This window comes from Methanobrevibacter sp., assembly GCF_045541095.1.
Lineage (GTDB): Archaea > Methanobacteriota > Methanobacteria > Methanobacteriales > Methanobacteriaceae > Methanocatella.
In genome coordinates this window covers 19,041-35,433 of record NZ_JAZQIJ010000193.1, presented here as the reverse complement: position 1 = coordinate 35,433, position 16,393 = coordinate 19,041, and the positions used below count along the sequence as shown (strand labels likewise).

The following is a 16,393-nucleotide window of genomic DNA, read 5'->3' as shown; positions in this document are numbered from 1 at the left end:
TTTTTGACCATTTTTGTGTTGGTGCATATATTATGTATAGTCTTTTTGATATATTGTGTTGTTGGAGAATAGTTTATTATCATTTTTTTGTTTTTTCACAAAGTCCACTCTTTCAAAAATTTTGTTGATTTGAATTTTTTTTATTCTGTTTAAAAATAGTTAACTTATATTAATTCTTAATAAAATATATTATTAGAGTAATTATGAATAGGGCATTAAAATCAAAAATTATCATGTTTGTCTCAATGATGTTGTTCATGATTTTTTATATGGTGATATTTGGAAGTAAAAATGCTGTAATCGGTATGATGGTGGTCATGGCGGCGTTCATGAATCTGAGTAATGATTTGTCATTTAAACCAAAATCTTCTTTTATTAAAATACTGTTATTGCTCTTGGTGTTAGGCATTGCATCGTTTTTGAATAATCCATTGACTATCTTTGGATGCATATTGACCTTTGTTGTTGTCTTTGCAACTACTTTCACGTCCTATAATCTTTTTGGTGCCCATGTTTATTTACCGTACCTGATGATATATTTTATGATGGTTGGAATTCCGGTTTCTGTTGAAATGTTGCCGATGAGGCTTTTGTCTCTTGTCTTCGGTGCGGTTTTCATCGTTGGATTGAATATGACAATTAACAGGAAAAAAGATTATAAACTATCAAAAGCAACTATTGACATGTTAATTTCGGAATTAGACAAAGCCATAGATTTGAAATTGGATGGCAAAGATGTTTCTTCGGATAATTTCCGTACAATCAACGGATTTTATTTGAGTATTTTCAACAGGTCCGAGTATAAATATTTCCCATCTGAAATTCATAAATCCGTTTTGAATGTTGTCAAATCATTTCAATACATTGGAAAGATTATATCTGAGCATGATTTGTCAAATAAGGAACTGCTTTACATAAGAAGTGTTTTGTCTCAAATCAAACACATTGATTTGGAGGACATATTTGACGGTATTGAAATAGAATCAAAAGTGATGTATCTTGTTTTATTAAATTTGGAGATAATTTCAAATGAAATCAAAAAAGATTTATCCGATGAAATAATCCTTCCAGATAAAAACACATTAAAAACCCAGTTCAAATCATTAATCAGACAGTATTTCAGTTTCAGATCTGTCAAGTTTACTTTTGCATTTAAAATGGCCTTTTTAATGTTTGTCTGGCAGCTGCTGACGCTGATGTTTAATTTGCCATTTACAAAATGGCTATATTTCGCTACAATCTCGTTAATGTTACCTTATATTAATGATGTTGCATATTCTGCAAAGTCACGACTTCAGGGAACATTTATCGGAGTTTTTGTTTTTGCAGCAATTCTCATAATTGTCCCTTATCTTAACGTTTCATTTAACGTAATTTCTGTTGCAGTAATGGTTGTCTGTATGTTTATAATGGTCATTAAATTGGAGGATAAACTGATTTTGACAATTGTCACTACTGTGATATCAGTCATGACTGCACTGATGTATATTCCACCGCCTGAAGCAATGGAATTGAAGATATTGTGGGTAACTGTTGCAGTTGTAGTTGTCACATTATTCAATTACAAATTCCTGCCTTATTCTGTTGAAATCGAAACAAAGAATAATCTGAAAACATCTTATATGCTAAATCAACAGTCAATCGATTTGGTTAAACAGAAATGCATGGCAACGGGACCTGATAAAAAAACAACATTATTAGTTTTAAGCAATGTTGTACGGGAAAACATTGAAATAACTGAGGAAAACCGGGAATTATATACTCTACAGGTAAAAATTACTGATATTTGCAATTTCATTTTGAATTATCTGGATTTGATTCCAATATCTGATGATTTGGCTAAAAATTTGGTTGAAATAATTGATGATAATGCGTTGGCAGATGTAAATTTAAATATCAAAGATAAAATATTGGCATATTCAATGGAACATGTCATGAGTCTGTTTAAAGATGAACAGAGGATTATCGGAGGATTTGATTAATAATTTTATTTATATTAATTATATGTCGGAGAATTGCATGAAAGAATATTTGATGGAAACACCAAGCATTGATTACATGAATCATCTTATTCAAGATAAGGTTAGGGAATTGATGAATCAATCTGAAGATGAGATGGATTACCTCAAAAGATGTTACATCTTTGTTAGGGATGAAATTTCTCATTCATGGGACATTAAAGCTGATGTGGTTTCAAGAACTGCCAGTGAGGTGCTTGAAAATAAAACTGGAATCTGCTGGACAAAATCATGTCTTCTTGCAGCACTTCTAAGAGCAAATCAGATTCCGTCAGGCATCAGTTATCAGCGTCTTACAAGAGCAGATGACGATAGTGAAGGTTATATGATTCATGCTTTAAACACTGTGTATTTAAAAGGTTTTAATAAATGGATTAGGCTTGATGCTCGAGGAAATAAGGAAAATATTAATGCGTATTTCAGTTTGGATGAGGAACACTTGGCATATACAATCAGAAGTGAATGGGGTGAAATTGACTATCATGATAATCATGGGGATTTGGATGATAGATTGGTTAATATTCTGATAGGAAGTGAGAGTATACTGGAAATCACAACAGACTTTGAGTTTTAATAATGGAGGAAAATATGAAAATACTAGGTTGGAATATTTAAAAAACTTGGCCTGAGCCATACTCAGATTCTCTTGGTCGGTATTTCATTATCTTTAATTGTATCCTATCATCCGGACGTTACATTGCATAATATGTATTTAAATCAGCTTTTGGGCAATTTTATTGAAACAACTGGGCAGAACATTGTTAGTTGTTTTCCATTTTTAAACTGGTTTATCATACCTGCGGCGGGAATGCTGTTTGGAAATGATTTGAGAAGGTGCAGTGATAAGGATAAATTGTATAAACTGATTTTAAGGTACACTTCCATAACCACAATTTTATTATTAATACTGGGTTTCATCACAAGAGAGGGAATGTTTGCTATTACTGGCGGAACCGTGCCTGAAAAATTGTCATATTTGCATCTGTCCATACAGGACATCATATTATTGATTGTAATCATACTTCTGGCAGGATCAATATTCTATTTCCTATCTAAAAGGGCATCTCCTAAAATTAACAATTTCATTACAAGAACAAGTAAAAATGTAACATCCATATATTTGATTCAATGGGCGTTAATTCTTTCATTAACTTACATCAATCAGTTTATTGATGTTGAAAGCAATATGATTTTGCGTATCTTAACGTTTTTAGCCGTGATAACTTTTTCAGTAGTGATAGCTGATGGATATCAAAAAATTAAAAGTTATATCCGCAGGCATTGAGTCTCATCATTCAACATTGCTTCAACATAATGTATTTTTAAAAATTTTCCAGAATGTAGGGAATATAGATGTGAGATTAAATAACAGAACAGTACTGTTGTGAATGCTGCTGATATCATTATTCAGGAGGCAATGAGATTCGTTATGATGGTAATGGCCATCATTATGGCGATTGTTTTTTCTTTGACATTCAGGTTGGATGATAATAGGATTAAAAGACCATGTGAGTTTATTCGCTCATGCTTTTTTTAATTATAGATGTTTTTTGAATGGTGTTAATTAATGTTAATTAACACGTATTCACATTTTCCTTCATTTCTAATTCCCCATCCCCATCCGGTAAGGCCGGAAGATACTATTTGTTTCATGTCTCCAATAGTGTATTCGCCATATGAATTTATTCCTTCATATTCTATTATTTCTTTATATGGGAATACTTGTCCTGCATGGGTATGTCCTGAAACTTGCAAATCAACACCTGATTTTGAATTTTCCATCTCATCTAAAGGTTGATGGTCTGCAACTATCACGTATTTTGATAAATCGCTTTTATTCAATATTTCGCTAATATTTGCTCTTTCGGCATCTCCATCCCATTCAGCATCACTTCTTCCAACCAGAACAATATCTCCATTGATTGTTGTTTTTTCATCATTCAGTATTCTTATTCCATTTTTCTTGATTGTCTGATTTAATTCGATGTCTGTAAACGTTCTGTTCCCGTTTTCATAATCTGTTTGTGAAGGCTGTGTGTCGTGATTTCCAAATATGTAATATGTGCCGTATGTTGAGTTGATTTTACTTAACTCTTCAAATACTTCTTTCATTTCCAAATTGCTTGTTCTTTCATCAACAATATCTCCGCCTAAAAGAACAATATCTGGTTTCAAATCATTAATTCTTGAAATTGAGTCCTTAAGCAATTGAGGATTTTGAACACTTCCGTAGTGTGTGTCACTAATGAATATTACTTTATATGAATCATCGCCTATTTTTTGTGTAGTCAAATTGTATTCGGTTTGATCGATATGGTTCATACCATATACTCCTGAAATAATTATGATTATGAAAAAGATTGCTGCTAACATTCCTTTTTTATGAAGTTTCGGCATAAACTTTAAATATTTGTCTTTAAGAGGGTATTTCACGATTAATCTTATGATGTCTGCAAATAACGAGCATAAAAAGATATATAATGTGTATATTGCAGCATTCGACCATATATTCAAACAGCATATTAATGCAAATATGGAAATTATGGTGCTGATTATTATTACTTTGTTTTTAGATAATTTGGAATCATTAAGAGCATATTTCACTCTGAAAAATGCATATATTCCAATGATTATTCCTATGATTATTCCTATTGTCAGATACTCGGGGTAATAACCTAATGTGAAAAAATGAAGGGGGTTCATGATATCTGTTTTATATTTTTGATTTTATTGGTGTTATAACATTTTCTTTTTTTCAGTTTTTATAATCAACAAGGTGTTTGAAAGATTCAAACAAAAACATAATTAAATGTCAAATTGAGTTACAAATTGATTAAAAAAATCCTTTAAACTGAAATCTGTATGATATCTATATCTATTTATAAATTAAATAATAAATTTTTATCTGGTGATTAAAATTTTTACTACTATGTTTTTGTTATTTCTTCAGGGAATACGTGAATCAGTAGGAGGGCCTTTAATACTTTTTTCATGAATTGTACTGACTTCGGAAATTTGCCTATTATTTTGTTTTTAATTGCCATTATTTACTGGAGTTACGATAAAAAATTAGGTGAATATCTGTTGGTGTCATTGTCATTTTCTCGTCTGGCCAATAGTTTTGCAAAACTTACCTCATGTGTTTATCGTCCATGGGTGGCTAATTCCAATATTCATCCTTATGAAAAGGCTTTGGAAAGCGCTACTGGATATTCTTTCCCAAGTGGACATATTACCTCAGGAACAATATTGTTCATAGGATCTATCATTAAAGGTGATATTACAAAAGGATTGCAATTCTTTTTCATTTTCTGCCTTGTATTGTTGGCTTTTACCCGTTGTTACTTTGGTGTGCATTATTTAACTGATGTTTAGGGGCATTTATAATTTCCTTAATAATCTTGTTTATTGTCGGCAAATTATTTGATAAATTAGAGGAGAATCCTAATTTTGATTTGATTATTGCAGGTGCAGGTATTTTATTGTCCGTTTTGCTTTTGGTCTATCCGACATTCAAATCTTATCCTATGGATTATGACAGTGCAGGTAAACTGATAGTTGAACCTGCAAAAATGGCAGTTGATGCATATAAGGATGTCGGATTTTCAATTGGAATTTTTGTTCCATGGGTAATTGAGAGAAGATTCATCAAATTTACTAGTGACGGACCTCTTGACTGTAAATTTTTAAGAATTGCCTGCGCTTATATCGGTTACATGATTTTGATGTATGCTTTATATCCATTGATAAAGCTTCTTTAGATCCTCAACTTGGTAACTTCCTGAATTTTTTCATGTTCCCATGTTATGTGATGCTGATTGTGCCAGCTGTTATAAAATTCTTCCAAAATCGTAAAAAAGATGTTTATGAAGACATTTCATAACCTTCTTCTTTTTTTATTTTCATTTTGATAATTGAAGTTTATAATTAATTTCAATAACGGTTTAGATTAATTGATATTATTGACAACAACTTTAATGATTTTTGAACTGAGGATTGCTGAATTTGCTTTTTTATATTATTAATCTCCTCTTTTTTTAGAAATATTTTTATTAAATATCAAATATAGTTAACATTATGATTGAATCAGTTTTTTATTTTCCATGGGAAGTTTATCTGATAATATTTATGCAAAGTTCATTTCCTGATTTTGTAATGAGATTTTTTGAAATAATAGCGGATGTCGTCACTAAAAATGTTCTGGCATTTATATTCATTTCAGTCTATTTGGCATACAACAAGGATTGGGGTAAATTCACTTTGCTTTCGTTGGCTTCGGCGGGGGTGTGCTGCGAATTTATCAAGGTGAGCGTTGCACGTTTAAGGCCCTATGCAGTTGTGGACAAAATCAAGTGTATTCATCCCAATGTGGCTGGTCAGAATCCTTTTGACTTTAAAATACAGGGATATTCTCTGCCAAGCGGACATTCTATGATGGCAACTAACTTGTTTTTGGCAATTCCAATATATCTCCGTAAGATTCCTTATGTCGCTATCGGATTGATTGGAGTTTTCATTGTTGCGCTTTCAAGGGTAGGATTAGGCGTCCACTTTCCGACAGATACTATAGTAGGTTTCATCATTGCTTTGGTGATAATCTTAATTTTATCTCGTATTTATGATAGGAAGGAATATAGGATTTATATCTATTTGGGCATTATCGCCCTGTCTTTGGTTGGAATCATATTCTGTCCTGCAATAAGTTATATTAAATATGTGGCGTTGGCTTTGGGAATTTCATTAGGTTTTCTTGTTGAGGAAAAATACGTTAACTTCGAAAACCCTAAAAGCAGAAGGGATTCAATAGTCAGACTTGCAGGAGCATTAATTTTGTTTGCATTGCTTTTTGTTTTAATTCCAAAATTAGCAGGTCGCAGCGATTTGTTTGATTGTATCAAGTATTCATTGTTTACATTTATAATACTTGCAATTTACCCTTTAACATTTAATAAGATTGATAGGGATGGATGATTGGGTCTATTTAATCAATTTTACTTTTTTTTATTCCTAATTGGGATTTTTGTCATCTTTGATTTTTAAATACAGTAATGTCATATCATCAAATTGTTCCGTATCATGGGTAAAGTCAGCAATATTGCTTAATAATGCTTTGATTGGATCGGTGTCAGTTCTAAATTCATTGAAGAATCTCAGTAAGTTGTCTTTACCGTACATTTCATTCTTATTATTGTTTGCATCAGTTATTCCGTCAGTATATAAAATAATTTCGTCATGTAGCTCCAATTCTTCGTTTGAATATTTAAAATCTTCCATGATTCCTAAAACGATTCCTGAATTGATATTTAAACATTTAAAGTTATCATTGTTTTTAAATAATGGAGGTTCATGTCCGGCATTGGAAAATGTTATTTTTTTAGTTGTTTTGTTGTATATTCCAAGCCATAATGTGATAAACATTGATTCGGTATTGTGTTCACATAACTGATTGTTAAGGGAATATAGAATTTTTGACGGGTCATTGCTGTGTTTAATCAGTTGCTTGATTATAACTTGAGTAATCATTGCAAGAATTGCTGCAGGAACACCTTTGCCTGATGCATCACCAATTATAATGGCCAAATTGTCATCATCTATTTTAAAATAATCAAAAAAATCTCCTCCAACTTCTTTGGCAGGTTTGGAATAACCGTTCACGATGTAATCATCAGTTACAAGGGAGTCTGTTGGAAGGTTTGCAGCTTGAATTCGGGTTGCAATATCAAGTTCTGCTTTAATACGTTCTTTTTCGCCTTCAATTTCTTGAATATTTTCAATATAATTGTTATTGAACTTAATCAAATCAGTGTATGAACGAGCCAGTGTTCCGATTTCAGTTTGTTCATCGAGGTATTTTGAATAAATCTCAATCATCCCATCTGATTCAATTTTTTCATTTTCATGAATGAATTCCTCCACTTTTGAAAATGATATGATCGGTTCAATAACATTCATTTCGATGTATTTTAAAACTACCATTGACGGAATGAAGAAAATAATTAGCAATATGTCTATAAATGTCATTAGAGTAATCATGATTTCATTTTTATTTAAAGGCAATAAATTTTCAATGGCGGTTAAGAGATTAGTATCATATGAAAATATAATTCCCAAAATAACAATGATTAATATGGATAATTGAAATATGTTCATCACATTTTCCGGAACGGATTTGGCATCGCTGAGAGTAATGTGGGTCGTAATAGGTTTTTTCAGGTATATTAATATAAGTAAAGTGATGATAATCAGCTCAGATAGTTTGAGGTAGTAACCGTAGTGTATGAAATGATCAGTAATTAATGTTATCGCTAATGATGCGAATAACAAAATGAATATTGTTTTATAAAATTCCTCATGTTTACTTTTTGATACTTTTGGAATGTGGAAGAGCTTCTTTTTATTTGAAATCCAAATTCCAATCACTCCAAATAGTATTGCTGCATTAACAAAACTTAAAAAGAATCTGATTTCGATAACATTGTTTATATATAAATTGTTTGGATAAACTAGGAAAATCAGTTTTCCATGCAATACTGCATATATTAAGCCACAAACAATAACTATTGATAAAAATAAAATCACATTACTTGTATTGTTTAGTTTTGGATTTGTAACATTAGTCTGGGATGTGTAAGACCCATACCATAATTTATATCCCAAATATGATGCTTCAGCAGTGATTAGAACTGAAACAAATGTGATTATTGGATGGTAACCTCTAATCAGGTCACATATAAGATTTCCTGCTACTGCCCCGATAGTACCGTAGGGTCCAAATATCATCCCCGCAACCAATATTATTCCCATGTGTGGAGTCAATCCTTCAGCGAAATTATGTCCATGGCCCCAATAATAACTTCCTAAATTTAAAACCATCATTAAAATAAAGGAAATTATTATTTTTTTTAGTTTATCATTCATTATTCCACTTTTTTAATTATTTTTAAGTGATTTTTATTATTAAAATATTGATACTCCAAAGTATCTGCGAGTTCTTTAATTAAACTAATCCCAATACCTCCAATTTTTGCATCTTCAATTGTATCAGGGGCTTTGAAATTTTCTTTTTTCAGGGGATTGAATTCGAATCCGTCATCAATGAACTCTAAAGTTAATATTTGCTTTTCAAAATTAGCATTGACAGTAATGAATGTAGCATTTGAATAGTTGACGATGTTGGCGAAAATTTCTTCAACAATTAAATCAACGTGATTGTTCTTTTTTTTAATAATATTTGAAATATGCTCATTCAATCTGTATAATTCGTTTAATTCAGGTTTTAATGAAATAGAACTCATTCTATCTTTAAGATTTTATCAAAACCGGACATTCTAAATATTTCGCTTATTGCGTCATTGACGTTTGTAATGGTCATTGGAATGTTTTCAGGTTTTAGTTTCTTTTGGGTTGCAATTAAGACACGTAATCCTGCACTGGAAATATATTCCAAATTGGTAAAATCAAGAATTAATGAATCGAACTTGCCTATTTCGTCATTTATCTCATTTTCAAAATCAGGTGCGGTTACTGTATCGACACGGTCTCCAACTTCAATAGTCAATTCTTTATCATTATAATTTTTCACGATATTCATATTAGTTAATTTGTTTATTATAATTTTAAATATTTTGCTAATTTTGTGCTTTTGTATTCAACTTAATTCTAACTTTTGAAAATGAAAAAGACTATTGATGTAAACTTTCTCTTCCAAATTGCCTGTTAAACTGCAATACATTTTTTTTTTGATGATGTGTTGGTGTTCAAAGGTTGATTAAGTAAAAATTGTATTTCAAAATGCAACTTAATCTGATTAAATTAATAGGTAAATATATTAAGATTAAAAATTTAACTATAATTATGAGAGAATTTAGCAGCACTGATGAGAGAATCATAAAAGCAACATTTGAAATCCTTCAAGAGGAAGGGTTTACCAAAGCAACTACCAAAAAAATAGCTGCCAAAGCGGGTGTTAATGAAGTAACTATTTTTAGAAATTTCGACAACAAAAACAATTTAGTCGAGTTAACAAAAGAATATCACCTGCAATTGTTGATAGATAAATTAGAAAAAATCTTCGAATTTGAAGAAGACGATGGGATTGAAGAATATCTCAAAATTTCTTTTTTCGGTATTTTAAGTCTTTCTGATGAAGATTTTAGTATAATTAGGGTGGCAATGGAAGAAGTTAGAGAAGATCCCGATAAACCAATTTTGATATCCACTATCACTGATGCGATATTAAATAAATTGGAAGAATTTTTCAAAATAAAAATAGAAAAAGGCGTAATTAGGGAGCTTAATCCTAAATCCCTGGCTATTATGTGTTTCGGTATGTTGTTCCAGTCAGTCATATTGTGGAAAATATATAACAAGGATTTGGAATTTGAAACAAATTATTATGCTGATGACTTGCTGAATATAATGTTTGAGGGAATAAACCCTTAGTGTCCAAGTTGTTGCATTCTAATTATTTTTTTTTAACTGCTGGACTTGTTCAGCATTTATTTATATTATCTTTTTTTTGAGTTCATTGAAATTTTCATATAATTTGAAAACTTATTTTTTTCACTTTTTCAATTTCAAATTAATTATTTTCATTTAAGATTTGGTTTAATTTATTTTTTTCCTAATTTTGGGATTAAAGCCGACATTTGCATTTAAAAAATTTTATATATGGTCTTTTTCATATAATATTATTTAGTGCTAGCTATGTTGGTTTATTCAACATGCACTTTTTAAATTAAATTGATGGTGAATATTATGAATATTTCAAAAAAACTATTAGCTTTACTTGCAATATTCTGCATTATCGCATCTGTAGGTGTTGCTTTCGCAGCAGAGGACGGAGGCTATGCAGGAAGTAACTATGCAGCCACTGAAGATTATAGTCAATCTGATGATGGATCCGTTGATAACGGTGGCGATTATGCTGGAAGTAACTATGAAGACGGTGGATATGCAGGAAGTAACTATGAAGATGAGGGCGGTTGGGCTGGAAGCCAATACAATGAAACCCTAGAAAACCAAACTGCTGAAAATCAAACCGCAGGCAATGTTACTAATACTACTAATTCCACTCCTGTAGCACAAAACACAACTACAAATTCATCTATTCCTGATGCTCTACACAACCTGTTAGCAACAGGTAATCCAATATTGATTTTACTCATTGTGGTTGTAGTTTTAGTTGTTGCGGCAGTTATATTAAGAAGAAGATAAATATTAGTGATTTTTAATTAAAAAGCAGGTTTAAAAGGACCTGCTTTTAAATATCTTTTTTTCAAAATTCAGATTAATTGAATGTTAATTAATTTTCAAATGCCAATTACAATTTTCTTTTAACAATTCCAATCTATTTTTTATTATTCTTTAAAAATTTATAAGGCAATATTAACAAAATACTTATTATATATTGGAGGGGGACATGTCATTTAATAAAAAGTTTTTGTTATTATTAATTTTTGTGTGCATTCTTTCCGTTTCGGCAGTTAATGCGCAGGATAATGTTACAAATGATTATCAAACAGACCAAATTACTTTGCAAAGTAACGAAGTAGGCAATTTCACAGATTTAAATCAAGAAATTTCCAATATTGCAACTGGCGGTAATTTGACATTGAAAAAAGATTATGCCTATGGTTCCAACGATTCGGATTATGCTATGGGAATCATAATCGATAAGGACAATATCGTGATTGATGGTGAAGGGCACACCATTGACGGAGCGGGACAAGCCAGAATATTCAATATAAAATCCGTCAATGTTACTTTGAAAAATATTAGTTTTATTAATGGATATTCGGATGAAAATGGTGGAGCAATATTTGCCAGTGCTAATTTAAACATTCTGGATTCAATGTTTTATAACAATGTCGCCAACAAATCCGGAGGCGCAGTATATGTTGAAAAAGCATTTTCAAATTCCAAAATCGATTCAACTTTTATAAACAATACTGCAAATAATGGTGCTGCAATATACTTTAATGGCGCAATTTCCAATAATGTAATCACTGGTCAATTCAAAGGCAATTCTGCCGTAAGGGCTGGTGGAGCAATATATGTCAAAGGACAATCAAAAAATAATGCCTTTGCCTCCAACTTTAATGGAAACCGGGCAAATCAGGCCAGTGGAGGAGCAATATTTTTCTATAATTTAGCTCAAAACAATCGCTTTGAAAGTATTTTCACAATCAATTATGCATTTTATGGTGCAGGAATCTTTTTCTACAACAAGGCAAACGATAATAAGTTTGACTGTGAATTCATAAACAACACTGCCAAATCCTGTGGCGGTGCAATATTTTTCCACAACACTACCAACAACAACAGCTTCAACGGTTATTTCATTAGCAATCACGCTTTAGGGGAGGTTGATGAATCTGTTGGAAATGGTGGTGCAATAACATTTAAAGATACATCTACAAATAACGTCTTCACATGCGATTTCATAAACAACACTGCCGCTTTGAATGGTGGTGGGGTAAACTATCGACACACTCCGTACAACATAACTTTCAACGCTAATTTCATCAACAATACCTCTCCAAGCGGTGGAGGAGTTAATTTCTTTGAAAGCTTTGAAAACGTAATATTCAATGGAGAATTTACAGGCAATTCAGCAATTTACGGTGGTGCAATAGCTACTGGTGAGGGTATTATTAACGAGGTTTCATTTAAGGATAATCATGCCGAAACCGGTGGAGCTATTTATTTTGCAGGATCAGGTGAAGTATATAACTCCAGTTTCCTAAACAACCATGCAGATTATGATGCCGGCGCAATTTATTTTGACGGAAACGGAATAGTTTCCAATTCCTACTTTGAAGACAACGATGCGGAAGATGATGGTGGAGCGGTTTACCTTAACCGCAACGGCTCAGTGGTATTTTCAAATTTTACAAACAATCATGGTTCATATCATGGGGGTGCAATTTATGCATGGAATGATGCAATAATCGAATATTGCAACTTCACCAACAATAAAGCACAAAATGGAGCATCACTATTTGTTAATGGTACTGGTGATGTAAATGATTGCTATTTCGTCGGCAATTATGCAAGAACCGGTGGAGCAATTGAATTTTGGGGTAACGGAACAGTTAAAAATTCCATGTTCTACAACAATACTGCCAGATTCAGTGGTGGAGCAATATATGAATTTAGTGATTGTATAAAAATCCATGATTCTGATTTCAGAAGCAATTCTGCAATTGAGTATGCTGGAGGTGCTGTTTATATTGGCGGTGCGGGTGAAATTAGCAATTCCTGCTTTACTGATAACGTAGCATCAAGCAAAGGTGGAGCTGTTTTATTTGATGGTGATGGGGAAATTGAAGGGTCCCAATTTATAAAAAATAATGCTGAAGATGGTGGAGCAATAGTGGCTAAAGCTAATCTGACAGTCAAAGATTCCGTATTTGAAGGCAACGTTGCAACATTGGGAACAAACAATATGCGTCTAAATGAAAATGTATCTCCTAAACTGATCAACGTCACTCCTGCAATTCCTAAACCGTTTTATGTAGGGCATATGGAGGTCATAAATGTCAGCAATGTTACATATGGTGAAACTGTAGTCATTGTTGTAAACGTAACTGACGGAAACTATAATCCTATTAATAATGGTACTGTGAGGGGTTCTGTTGGGGGAAATAATTATAGTGCAGAGGTTGAAAATGGAATTGGAGTATTTGTACTTCCAAACCTCGATGCCGGAAGCTATGATGTGGATTTGGTCTATGAAGATTTGTATGTGGCAATTTCACATGTGAAATTCACCGTTTTAAAACAAAAAGCTACAATCACTGCTTCTGCGAAAACATATGTCATTAATTATGGTGGAAAATACAGCATAATCCTTAAAGATGTAAAAGCTAATGTTTTGGCCGACAAAAAGGTCACATTCACATTGAACGGTAAAAACATAGGGTCTGCCAAAACCAATTCCAAAGGGATTGCATCAATAAGTCTGACTGCAAAAATACTCAAAGCCGTAAAATCAGGCAAGAAAAATCTCGTAATTAAATGTACGGATTTAAATTACAATGCTGCATCAAAAACTGTGAAAATAACTGTCAATAAGGAAAAAACCAAAATCGTTGCTAAAAATAAGAAGTTCAAAAGGTCTACAAAAACCAAAAAATACACAATGACCTTAAAAAACAGTAAAGGAAAAGCACTCAAAAAAGTGTCTGTTACTTTAAAGGTTAAAGGAAAAACATACAAAGCAAAAACAAACAGTAAAGGTAAAGCTACCTTTAAAATAACAAAATTGACCAAAAAAGGTAAATTCACTGCAGTTATAAACTACAAGGGAAATTCCTATTACAGTAAAGTCACTAAAAAAGTTAAAATAATAAGTAAATAGAGAATTGATTCTCTCTATTTTTTTCTTTTTTTCAAAATAGTAAAAAGTAGTATATGAGTCTTTTAGAATTTTTCTAAAATCCTAGCATATACGGCTTTCAAATCATCATCTGATTTTTCATATATTCTTTTTAAAATTAATTCGGGTGTACTTTTTGCAAGGAAATTCATTTTAGGAGTTCTGTCCACAATAAGATTATAATCTTCGTCTAATCCTTTTGCTTCGATACCGTCTACACGAATGTCTGTGTAGTTCATCAATTCCCTGGCCATATGAGTGACAATGACTCCATAAGAATTGGATTCTTTTATCATATCGATAAATGTGGATATGATTTTAACCGCTGCGTCCAGTTCAGTTATTCCTTCAAGTTCATCTAGTAATACTAACTTTTCACTATTTGTGGTGACGATTGGTATGAACACATTTAAGAATGATTCAAATGCGCCTGCATCAAGTGACCTTTTCTTGGAGAAGTGATAAACTTCATCACAAATCTTGATTTCAGCATTTTCCGCACTTACTGGCAGACCCATCTGTGCCATAATTTGAATTTGTGTCAATGTTTCAAGCAGGGTTGTTTTTCCACCGCTGTTTGCTCCTGTTAGAAGTGCAATGTTTTCATCTTTGGTCAATTGATAATCAACAGTCTGAACATGATCCTTATCTTTTTTAAGTGCCAGTTCTAAATGCAGTGCACCATTCAATTTAATTTCATCACTGAATTTCGGTCTTGTCAATCCGTATTCATATGCAAAACTGCCTAAGCTGAATTCATAATCAAATTTTATGGTGTCTTCAACCTCTTCGATGGCTCTTTTTTTAATTGAGTTCAGTTCAATTGCAGCACTCTTTTTAATGTCAAAAATATCGTTTTCCTTTTTGGAGGACAGTTCCAGGGTTACTCTTTGGATTTCATTTTCATCGATTTGAATCGGATATGTTCTGAGGAACGGGTCAAAACTCAATCCTGTTTTTTCCCGGATTAGGTCTTTACGTTTATTGATAATTTCGTCAAATATTTTACTTATTTTTGGCGGGAAGTTATTGTTTAATAGATTAAGAATTTCATCTCCTTCAAGATCAACTTTTTTAATGGACTTCTCCAGTTCTTCATCCATCTCATCTTTTAGAGAAAGAACAAGTTCTTCAATATCGACTTCCCTTTTATCAATGATGTTAAGTTCATCAATGATTGGAATGATGTCTCCCAGCACACTTTCCTTATTTCTGATTTTTTGAATTTCATGAACTCTTGAAAACAAATCCTTGTTTTGTATAAAGAAATTGATTATTTTTTCAGGAACTATCTCATAGTCATTTTCTTCAATGTTAATCATTACAAGATTTGGCATTCCTTCAAAATCAAGAATTCCCTGTGAATAAACATAAAAAACAAGATCATAATTCATCATCTCTTCCTGAAGCAATGGTGAATCGCTTGCTGTGATGATAGGATAATACTGATTCAATCCTAAATCGGTAAGATATGAATTGTCCTCTTCACGTTCTACAAGAATTGCTTTGCTTGGGTCATATTCGGGTTTGGCTTCTTCAACTTCTTTCAGATTCTTCATTAAGCCTCTCAATTTGATGATTGGAAGTTGGGATACATGTTCTTTTGCATTCATTACAAAATCAAGCTGTGAATTTATCTTGCCGATGTCTTTTGTTGGAGAAAGAAGCAGTATTCTGTTTTTTGAATAGGTGGTATTTGAATATGACAATATCTTGTTTATGATGTCTTCATAAAGCTCCATTGCCCTATCACTTTTTATAAACTCATATTCCGGATTGTTTAATAGTTGATTCATTATTTCAATAGCTTTTCTTTGACTGATGCCTTCAATATTAGATATTTTTTCAACATCAACATTATCGACTATTTTCTGGAGTTTTTCCTCTCCTCCAACACTGTTCAATATCTTTTCGGAGATTTTATCCCCTATTCCTTTTATGTTTTGCAATGTAATTCTTTCTCCTTGCATATTACCAAACCCTTTTTGTAGAT

14 protein-coding genes are annotated in these 16,393 nt (G+C 32.0%); 9 read left to right on the top strand and 5 right to left on the bottom strand.

What is annotated here, in order from left to right:
* The first annotated feature begins 257 nt into the window (after positions 1-257).
* The 3 genes from ACKI2P_RS08170 (at position 258) to ACKI2P_RS08160 (ending at position 3,303) form a co-directional block, all read left to right on the top strand.
* A complete protein-coding gene (locus ACKI2P_RS08170; protein ID WP_407376700.1) occupies positions 258-1,982 on the top strand; it encodes an FUSC family protein in 1,725 nt (574 codons plus the stop codon).
* Between the two features lie 37 nt (positions 1,983-2,019).
* Positions 2,020-2,592: a transglutaminase family protein gene (locus ACKI2P_RS08165; RefSeq protein WP_407376699.1), complete on the top strand. Its 573-nt coding sequence runs from the start codon at positions 2,020-2,022 to the stop codon at positions 2,590-2,592.
* A 72-nt stretch (positions 2,593-2,664) separates the two neighbouring features.
* Positions 2,665-3,303, top strand: coding sequence for an acyltransferase family protein (locus ACKI2P_RS08160; RefSeq protein WP_407376697.1), 639 nt, complete (start codon positions 2,665-2,667; stop codon positions 3,301-3,303).
* Between the two features lie 275 nt (positions 3,304-3,578).
* Here the strand turns inward: ACKI2P_RS08160 and ACKI2P_RS08155 are convergent, their stop codons facing one another.
* The gene (locus ACKI2P_RS08155; protein WP_407376695.1) at positions 3,579-4,721 is read right to left on the bottom strand and encodes a metallophosphoesterase; all 1,143 of its coding nucleotides are present in this window, start codon (positions 4,719-4,721) and stop codon (positions 3,579-3,581) included.
* A gap of 288 nt (positions 4,722-5,009) precedes the next feature.
* Between ACKI2P_RS08155 and ACKI2P_RS08150 the strand changes: the two genes are divergently transcribed.
* The 3 genes from ACKI2P_RS08150 (at position 5,010) to ACKI2P_RS08140 (ending at position 6,989) form a co-directional block, all read left to right on the top strand.
* Positions 5,010-5,393: a phosphatase PAP2 family protein gene (locus tag ACKI2P_RS08150; protein WP_407376693.1), complete on the top strand. Its 384-nt coding sequence runs from the start codon at positions 5,010-5,012 to the stop codon at positions 5,391-5,393.
* 26 nt (positions 5,394-5,419) lie between these two features.
* The gene (locus ACKI2P_RS08145) at positions 5,420-5,779 is read left to right on the top strand and encodes a hypothetical protein (RefSeq protein ID WP_407376691.1); all 360 of its coding nucleotides are present in this window, start codon (positions 5,420-5,422) and stop codon (positions 5,777-5,779) included.
* 316 nt (positions 5,780-6,095) lie between these two features.
* Complete coding sequence (locus tag ACKI2P_RS08140) at positions 6,096-6,989, top strand: phosphatase PAP2 family protein (RefSeq protein ID WP_407376689.1); 894 nt, start codon at positions 6,096-6,098, stop codon at positions 6,987-6,989.
* A 36-nt stretch (positions 6,990-7,025) separates the two neighbouring features.
* Here ACKI2P_RS08140 and ACKI2P_RS08135 read toward each other — a convergent pair whose 3' ends face one another.
* Genes ACKI2P_RS08135 through ACKI2P_RS08125 form a run of 3 tightly spaced genes read right to left on the bottom strand, consistent with a single transcriptional unit; the run spans position 7,026 to position 9,609 of the window.
* A complete protein-coding gene (locus tag ACKI2P_RS08135) occupies positions 7,026-8,936 on the bottom strand; it encodes a PP2C family protein-serine/threonine phosphatase (protein WP_407376687.1) in 1,911 nt (636 codons plus the stop codon).
* Positions 8,936-9,313, bottom strand: coding sequence for an ATP-binding protein (locus ACKI2P_RS08130; protein WP_407376685.1), 378 nt, complete (start codon positions 9,311-9,313; stop codon positions 8,936-8,938). Before ACKI2P_RS08130 ends, ACKI2P_RS08135 begins: the two co-directional genes overlap by 1 nt.
* On the bottom strand, positions 9,310-9,609 hold the full coding sequence (locus ACKI2P_RS08125; protein WP_407376683.1) for an STAS domain-containing protein: 300 nt from the start codon (positions 9,607-9,609) through the stop codon (positions 9,310-9,312). The genes ACKI2P_RS08130 and ACKI2P_RS08125 overlap by 4 nt, the downstream gene beginning before the upstream one ends.
* A gap of 263 nt (positions 9,610-9,872) precedes the next feature.
* Between ACKI2P_RS08125 and ACKI2P_RS08120 the strand changes: the two genes are divergently transcribed.
* The 3 genes from ACKI2P_RS08120 (at position 9,873) to ACKI2P_RS08110 (ending at position 14,382) form a co-directional block, all read left to right on the top strand.
* Positions 9,873-10,460, top strand: a complete 588-nt coding sequence (locus ACKI2P_RS08120) for a TetR/AcrR family transcriptional regulator (protein WP_407376681.1) — start codon at positions 9,873-9,875, stop codon at positions 10,458-10,460.
* Between the two features lie 315 nt (positions 10,461-10,775).
* A complete protein-coding gene (locus ACKI2P_RS08115; protein ID WP_407376679.1) occupies positions 10,776-11,234 on the top strand; it encodes a hypothetical protein in 459 nt (152 codons plus the stop codon).
* A gap of 205 nt (positions 11,235-11,439) precedes the next feature.
* Positions 11,440-14,382, top strand: coding sequence for a hypothetical protein (locus tag ACKI2P_RS08110; protein WP_407376677.1), 2,943 nt, complete (start codon positions 11,440-11,442; stop codon positions 14,380-14,382).
* A 62-nt stretch (positions 14,383-14,444) separates the two neighbouring features.
* Here the strand turns inward: ACKI2P_RS08110 and ACKI2P_RS08105 are convergent, their stop codons facing one another.
* The gene (locus tag ACKI2P_RS08105; protein WP_407376675.1) at positions 14,445-16,370 is read right to left on the bottom strand and encodes a MutS-related protein; all 1,926 of its coding nucleotides are present in this window, start codon (positions 16,368-16,370) and stop codon (positions 14,445-14,447) included.
* Between the last annotated feature and the right edge of the window lie 23 nt (positions 16,371-16,393).

Coding starts and splice junctions, on each gene's coding strand:
- ACKI2P_RS08120 (WP_407376681.1), top strand. CDS start 9,873: ATGAGAGAATTTAGCAGCACTGATGAGAGAATCATAAAAGCAACATTT.
- ACKI2P_RS08150 (WP_407376693.1), top strand. CDS start 5,010: ATGAATTGTACTGACTTCGGAAATTTGCCTATTATTTTGTTTTTAATT.
- ACKI2P_RS08155 (WP_407376695.1), bottom strand. CDS start 4,721: ATGAACCCCCTTCATTTTTTCACATTAGGTTATTACCCCGAGTATCTG.
- ACKI2P_RS08140 (WP_407376689.1), top strand. CDS start 6,096: ATGATTGAATCAGTTTTTTATTTTCCATGGGAAGTTTATCTGATAATA.
- ACKI2P_RS08105 (WP_407376675.1), bottom strand. CDS start 16,370: ATGCAAGGAGAAAGAATTACATTGCAAAACATAAAAGGAATAGGGGAT.
- ACKI2P_RS08135 (WP_407376687.1), bottom strand. CDS start 8,936: ATGAATGATAAACTAAAAAAAATAATAATTTCCTTTATTTTAATGATG.
- ACKI2P_RS08125 (WP_407376683.1), bottom strand. CDS start 9,609: ATGAATATCGTGAAAAATTATAATGATAAAGAATTGACTATTGAAGTT.
- ACKI2P_RS08165 (WP_407376699.1), top strand. CDS start 2,020: ATGAAAGAATATTTGATGGAAACACCAAGCATTGATTACATGAATCAT.
- ACKI2P_RS08110 (WP_407376677.1), top strand. CDS start 11,440: ATGTCATTTAATAAAAAGTTTTTGTTATTATTAATTTTTGTGTGCATT.
- ACKI2P_RS08130 (WP_407376685.1), bottom strand. CDS start 9,313: ATGAGTTCTATTTCATTAAAACCTGAATTAAACGAATTATACAGATTG.
- ACKI2P_RS08170 (WP_407376700.1), top strand. CDS start 258: ATGATTTTTTATATGGTGATATTTGGAAGTAAAAATGCTGTAATCGGT.
- ACKI2P_RS08115 (WP_407376679.1), top strand. CDS start 10,776: ATGAATATTTCAAAAAAACTATTAGCTTTACTTGCAATATTCTGCATT.